Source organism: Bartonella sp. CL266QHHD (assembly GCF_042195355.1).
Taxonomy (GTDB): Bacteria; Pseudomonadota; Alphaproteobacteria; order Rhizobiales; family Rhizobiaceae; genus Bartonella.
Map to the genome: position 1 here is coordinate 114,856 of NZ_JBHIOD010000068.1, position 6,821 is coordinate 121,676.

The window sequence follows — 6,821 nt, forward strand, 5'->3', positions numbered from 1 at the left end:
TCCAAAGCTTTATTTTTAAGGATTTTCACTTTTTATCTATAAACATATTATTTTTCTCTAGAAATTTGCAATGAAGGTACTAGATAAAATCCATTATGAATATTTGATGAGGTTAAATTTATGAATATAAAATATTTTATTACAGCTTTTGCTACTTTTGCTTCAATCTCTATGGCTCAAGGTGCAAGTTTTTTAGCGTCTCAAAACCTTATACAGAGAGCATCTTCGGCTGTTCCTCCAATAGGTCTTTTTTCTGCTGAACAGCTTCGCAAGTTATTATCTGAAGTTTTTCAGATAGAACTTTCTTGCACAAATAACAGCGAATGCATAACAGCAGCTAAGTTAGTACCTGTGTTACATTCTGGTAAAAAAAGAGATCATTATCCTAAAAGAAGACCAGGGAAAAGAGGACGGCCAAACCCATTTGCACGAGGTCCAATGAGTTTTTAAAAAGTGAAAAAACAACATCAAGAAGTATAATATATGCTTTGAAGTTGAAAAAGAGGGATATTTTTTCTGCCAAATTCATGATTTTTAAAGCAAGGGGTGGTTTGAAAACTTTAAGAAAGATTTCTCATTTTTTCAGCTTTAAGGAGATTTCTATATAAGTTTTAATGTTTATCATACCGGTTGTTTGTCTTTAGGTATTTTTTTCAATTTCGTCTTGTAAAGGAGTATGAAATGATAGCCTACAAATAAGGCTGAAGCTCTGAAAAAGACTTTACTATAAGGTTGAGAGAAGAAAAAAATGGTAAGTATGTCAAAAAGGAATAAATGCCTAAATTAAAAACAAAGAGCAAATGTAATGAAATTGCATGTAATCTTGTTGCAGTTCATAGGGTAGTGGAGATCTTGTTCTGTCGGGTACAAGCATTCTTTACAGTGATGAAAAAATAATCAAAGAGCTATTCACATTTGGTTATACGAAGGATGAAGCTAAAAACGTTGTTTGTATGAATTTAAATGGAACAGTTACATTTAGCTGCTCTCAATATTGTAACGGTCTTCACTATTACAATATTGAGAGTATTAATAGGAAGCATTTTAGCTTTTAAATAGTTTTATTTATTCACACACTTGCTCGTTTGTGAGGTGCTGGGGGGGCTTTAATATAAAAAGGCTTAAGATAAGAACATCTTCAATATTGCAGACGAATTAATATAAAAGATATTTTTTCATTATAAATCAATATATTATATTTTCATTCCAATAGCACACGCTTTACACGGAGGGTACTGTGGCGCAGTTTTTTTATCAAAATGATAAAGGAGAGAAAACGTGAGGAAAAGAGATCATTTGTGCATGGGCATAGTTTAATTCTCATTTATTACAGATCAAGCAATTAAGGGTACTTTGATTGGCTTTTTGTTTTTTTTATAAGTGTATCATTTTTGCTACAGATATCTGAAGATGGGGCTCTATATGAAATGGTGTGTTCAAATAAATATTCAGCTATGGAGAGAAAATATGAATATGAAATGGTTAATAACAGCTTCTGCTTTCGCTTTTGTTTCAGCTTCAGCAGCTCAAGCAGCAGATGTTATTGTTCCCCCCAGTCCAACACCTGTTGCTCCTGTTATTGTTGCTCCAACTTTTTCTTGGACAGGTTTTTATGTTGGGGGGCAGATTGGTGGTTTTTCGGGTAAGACGAAAATGGATATTCTCAGTAACGGAAAAAAGATTCCAGCACCTGATGATCTTTTGCCTAAACTATCTGGTTTCATGGGTGGTCTTTACGCAGGTTCCAACGTTGATCTCGGCAATGGCCTTATTTTAGGTGTTGATACAGATATCATGTGGTCTAATAAAGATGACACGAAGACAGGAAAAACATATGTTATTGCTCCAGATCACATAAATTATATTAAGAAGATATTAACAGAATCTGGAATTAATATTGGTAAAGATGCGCTTGTACCTGGTGATAAACGAACCCACAGTTTCACTTTTAAAGAAAAGTGGGCTGGTGCGACACGTGTACGTATTGGTTTTGCAGCTGAACGCATTATGCCTTATGTTGCTGGTGGTATCGCCTATACACAGCTTCAAGATAGTGCATTGATTTCAATAACAGGGAAAGATTCAGATAAAGTAATAGCTTCTGGTACTCTGTCTGATGAAACAAAGACCCTTGTTGGTTACACGCTTGGTGCTGGTGTTGATTTAGCCATGACCAATAACGTTATTGTCCGTGCGGAATATCGTTACTCTGATTTTGGTAAAAAGAAATTCTCAAATGATAAATATGAGACATCTTACAAAACCAATGACTTCCGTGTTGGTGTTGCTTACAAATTTTAAAAGATGGTAAGTAAAATAACAGAGGCTCTGTCAAAGATAGAGCCTTTGTTATTCTTTGTTGCTATATTATCACACAATACATAATTTATTGTGGATGTGAAAAGATATTATTCAGATTTTCTTAAAAAAATTCATAGACAACAAACAAAAATTACATTTAAAAATCAATAAGTTATTTATATATATAATCTTTAAGGTTTCTCGTACAAAATCAAGCTATGAAGCAATTTTGTCTGGGATGTGCCCTCCATTTTCTGTGACTGTATCATTTTTACTACAGCTTTTCTTTCTGTAATCTTGTAGCACTGTGCTCATAAATAAATTAGGAGCAAAGTTTATGAATATAAAATCTTTAGTAACAACTTCTGTTATCGCTATAGCGGCAGCTTCTGCAGCACAAGCTGCTGATGTTGTCATCCCTCGTGAAACAGCCCCAGCAGTCATCACAGCAGCCCCTGCCTATTCTTGGACAGGTTTTTATCTTGGTGCTCAGATTGGTGGTCGTTCAATGAAATCTGACAAAGGTTCTAGCACTTTAGGTTGGCACGATCTTAAGCTTTCCGGTATGCTCGGTGGCCTATACACAGGTTACAATGTTGATCTCGGCAATGGTGTGATCTTCGGCTTGGATACAGATGTCTCTTTTATTGGTAAAAAAGACACAATTGATGGTATAACAATGATTATTGGACAGGGAACTGGTAAAAGTCTTGATAAAATTAATAAACTCCTCAATGATGCTAAGATCAAAAAGAACGATGGTCTAGAAGTTGCAGGCGGGGATGAATACATCGAAAGTATTACTATGAAAGAAAAGTGGTCTGGTGCTACACGCGTTCGTATAGGTTTTGCTACTGATCGTATCATGCCTTATATCGCTGGTGGTGTTGCTTATACGCAGATGCAGGGCATTTCCGCACTTGAAGTGAAAAAAGATGCTAATGCTGGTAAGGATGCTAATAAGGTTATTGCTTCTGGTAACGTATATGATGAAACAAAGACCCTCGTTGGTTTCACCCTTGGTGCTGGTGTTGACTTCGCAATGACAGACAATGTTCTGTTGCGTGCAGAATACCGTTACTCAGACTACGGTAAAAAGAAATACTTTAAAGACACAGCTGAACTTCAATACAGAGTCAATGATTTCCGCGTTGGCGTTGCATACAAATTCTAATTTCGTAAAAAACGAAATAAACTTCCAAGAGGCTCTGTCTTTGACAGAGCCTCTATTATTTTCTGTTGTTATATTATTACTCACTCCATATTTATTGGAGATATAAAAATATTTTCATAAACGACAGACAAGAATTACATTCAAAATCGATAAGTTAACTTACGAATTCTCGTACGGAGTGAAGTTAATAGCGTTGTAAAGTCATGCAGCGATTTTGTTTTGAGCGCATCCTCCATTTTCTATGACTGTATTATTTTTTACGACAGCTTTTCTTTATGTAATCTTGTAGCATTATCCTCTAAATAAATGAGGCGCAAAGTTTACGAATACAAAATCTTTAGTAACAACTTTTGTTATCGCTATGACTACAGCTTCTGCGGCACAAGCTGCTGATATTGTCATTCCTCGTAAAACAGCTCCAACAGTTATCATAGCTCTTTCGTTTTCTTAGACAGGTTTTTATCTTGGTAGTTAAGTTGGCAACTTTTCAAGTCAAAGTTTATGTATTTGATTTAGAGACAAAAGAAAAAAAACTTCAGATAAAGATGCACTACCTATGCCTTCCGGTTTCATAAGTGGTATTTATTTAGGTTCCAACGTAGATCTTGGAAATGTCCTCATTCTAGGTGTTGAAACTGATACAGTCTGGGCAGACTGAGGAGAGACGAAGACGGTCTCAAAGATTCTTACGATTGATGATTTTAATGATGAAGTTGAAGATGCTGGTGTTACATTGGATGAAAATGAAAAGTTTCAAAAGGGTTACACAGCAGTTTATCGCATTGGTTTCAAAGAAAAAAGGTTTGGTGCAACACGGGTTCGTGTTGGTTTTTCCGTCACTGATCGTATTATGCCTTATGTTGCCGGTAGTATTGCTTATGCGTAAATACAGGGTGTTGGTAAAATTTCAGGAACAAAAAAATCGGCAAATGATAACCCAAGTAAAGCATTTTCTGCTACGGTATTTGATAAAACAAAAACGATGGTGGATTTCACTCTTGGTGGTGATATAGATTTCGCGATGACAAATTATATTCTGCTTCGTACGGAATACCGTTACTCAGACTTTGGTAAGAAGGAATTTAAAAAGGATTACCTTAAACTAGGCTACAGAAGCAATGACTTTCATGTAGATATCGCTTACAAGTTCTAATTTCATCAAAAGTACAATTATGAATAAAAAGTATTAATAAAAAATTAAATTTTTAAGAGATCTTGACTTTGATCAAACCACTGGTTTTCTGGGTGTTTATTTGTATGGTTGTGACATTTTTACTACAGCTTTTCTATCTATAATCTTGTAAGGTCATTTTATAGTTAATTTAGGAGCAAAATTATGAATACAAAATCTTTAATAGCAGCTTCTGTTGCTGCTTTAATTTCATCTTCTGCAGCACAAGCTGCTGACGTGGTGATCCCTCATGAAGTTGCACCAGCAGTTATTGCAGCAGCCCCTTCGTTTTCTTGGACAGGTTTTTATCTTGGTGGTCAAGTTGGCAACTTTTCGAGTAAAACTAAAGTAACTATTCCAGGAGCAGACAAAGAACTTTTCAAAAAAGATAACACACCTAGTCCTTCTGGTTTCATGGGTGGCATTTATGCCGGATCTAACGTAGACCTCGGAAATGGTCTCGTTCTCGGTGTTGAAACCGATGCAGTTTGGGCAGACCGTGAAGAATCAAAAACAGCCCGTGAATTGACTCTTACTAAAGAAGATGTGGCATTTTTTAATAATGCCCTTGAAAAAGCTAAGGTTGAATTAAAAGATCAGCAACGGTTTGAAATAGGTGACAAGGTAACGGAAAAGCACAGTTACAAAGAAAAATGGTCTGGTGCTACACGCGTTCGTATCGGTTTTGCTGCTGTTGACCGTATTATGCCTTATGTTGCTGGTGGTATTGCCTATGCGCAGGTACAGGGTATTCAATCAGTTACAGGAAAAGGAGAGAGAGTTAAAGTTGAACAGAAAGCTGATGTGGTTGAAAACCCATCAATTAAGCAAAATGTAGATTTGACTGGTGGTACTTGGGCTGATGACACGAAGACAATGGTTGGTTTCACTATTGGCGGCGGTGTTGACTTTGCAATGACCGACAACGTTCTTTTACGTGCAGAATACCGTTACTCCGATTTTGGTAAAAAGAAATTCGCCAACGATACACGTGAATTCAACTACAAAACCAATGACTTCCGTGTAGGTGTCGCTTACAAATTCTAATTTCGTAAAAATGAAATTATTAGCACAAAAAATACTAAGGCCTCGTTTAACGGGGCCTTTATTTTATTAGCTCTCTATTTTATTTCTCTTAATCTCTTTTATTTTTTATTGGTATCATTTTGTATTATAAGGCTTAAAAAAGTTTTATATTATAAAAGGCGAATTAGTAGTATGCAGCGATTTTATAACTACTTATTACATAAAATCTTATATTACGGCTATCATTTTACACTTAAGTGAAAAGTATTTAATTAATCTCAGAAATAGGACAATATCATAACCAGTGGCGAACTTTAGTCTACTTTTATATACTAGATTAGAGCGAGCATACTACATATATCTGTTAGAGTAAGTTCTGAAACGGGAATACAGCCTCATTGGGGAAGAATATAAAGTTACAAAGAGAAAAACTAGTTTCCAACTTTATCATCTTCTTTTAATTTAGCTTTACGATTTTCAAAAGCATTTAGAGCAATATCTTTTAAATAATGAAAATAAAGATGATGCATTGTCTTACGTTTTTGTTTATTGCATTTCTTAATGGGATCATACTCCTCATGCAAAACAGAACGCCCTAAACGGAATACACTTGTTGTTGTGTATTCACACATTTGTTTTAAATAAATATTTTTCAAAGTACATCAAGCCCACTTCTCTCTGGAAAAGATTTGAATATTTTAGGCTCTGATGTTCAAGCAACGGATAAACTTCTCTTGCAAGCTGAGAGGAATGTTTCGATTGATGCCACACGCAACAGTGCCAATAGCCATCGCGGGGATCAAACCTTTCATGTTGCCTTACACAATGGCTCTCATTTAAGTTCTGGAAAAGAGACCACTGTTCTCTCTGGAAAAGATATCCATATGGCTGCTTCCGATATAGATGCCAAGGGTAATGTTGCTCTTGGCGCCCAAGGGGAGATAGCGATAGGGGTAAGAAACGATGAAATGGAGTATCATCTTCGCACCAAAAACACGAAAGTGGATATGCAAGCCTCTCATGCCGTTGGCTCTTCGATAAAATCGGGAGGTGACACCACGGTCATTGCAGGGCAGGATGGCAAACCGCATGATCTTAGCATCACAGGCAGTTCCATTGCGGCTGATGGCAAGGTAGGGCTGAAAGCCA

General features: G+C 36.1%; 7 protein-coding genes and 1 pseudogene. 7 read left to right on the plus strand and 1 reads right to left on the minus strand.

What is annotated here, in order from left to right:
- Positions 1-120 precede the first annotated feature (120 nt).
- The 6 genes from ACFIK7_RS09780 (at position 121) to ACFIK7_RS09805 (ending at position 5,693) form a co-directional block, all read left to right on the plus strand.
- A complete protein-coding gene (locus ACFIK7_RS09780) occupies positions 121-450 on the plus strand; it encodes a hypothetical protein (protein WP_375660868.1) in 330 nt (109 codons plus the stop codon).
- Positions 451-1,467: 1,017 nt separating this feature from the next.
- Positions 1,468-2,301 carry an outer membrane protein gene (locus ACFIK7_RS09785; protein WP_273790645.1) on the plus strand — a complete coding sequence of 278 codons (834 nt, stop codon included), beginning with the start codon at positions 1,468-1,470 and terminating at the stop codon, positions 2,299-2,301.
- 337 nt (positions 2,302-2,638) lie between these two features.
- Entirely contained in the window at positions 2,639-3,475 is an 837-nt protein-coding gene (locus tag ACFIK7_RS09790) for an outer membrane protein (protein ID WP_375663292.1), read from the plus strand.
- A 733-nt stretch (positions 3,476-4,208) separates the two neighbouring features.
- Positions 4,209-4,361 carry a hypothetical protein gene (locus ACFIK7_RS09795; protein WP_375663293.1) on the plus strand — a complete coding sequence of 51 codons (153 nt, stop codon included), beginning with the start codon at positions 4,209-4,211 and terminating at the stop codon, positions 4,359-4,361.
- An 18-nt stretch (positions 4,362-4,379) separates the two neighbouring features.
- Positions 4,380-4,628 (plus strand): outer membrane protein, encoded by a 249-nt coding sequence (locus ACFIK7_RS09800; protein WP_375663298.1) that lies wholly within the window; start codon positions 4,380-4,382, stop codon positions 4,626-4,628.
- A 183-nt stretch (positions 4,629-4,811) separates the two neighbouring features.
- The gene (locus ACFIK7_RS09805) at positions 4,812-5,693 is read left to right on the plus strand and encodes an outer membrane protein (RefSeq protein ID WP_375663294.1); all 882 of its coding nucleotides are present in this window, start codon (positions 4,812-4,814) and stop codon (positions 5,691-5,693) included.
- A 410-nt stretch (positions 5,694-6,103) separates the two neighbouring features.
- On the opposite strand, the gene ACFIK7_RS09810 is transcribed toward ACFIK7_RS09805, so the two are convergent.
- Complete coding sequence (locus ACFIK7_RS09810) at positions 6,104-6,328, minus strand: hypothetical protein (protein WP_273790554.1); 225 nt, start codon at positions 6,326-6,328, stop codon at positions 6,104-6,106.
- Positions 6,329-6,334: 6 nt separating this feature from the next.
- Here ACFIK7_RS09810 and ACFIK7_RS09815 point away from each other — a divergent pair.
- Positions 6,335-6,821: pseudogene (locus ACFIK7_RS09815) on the plus strand (hemagglutinin repeat-containing protein); the annotation flags it as partial.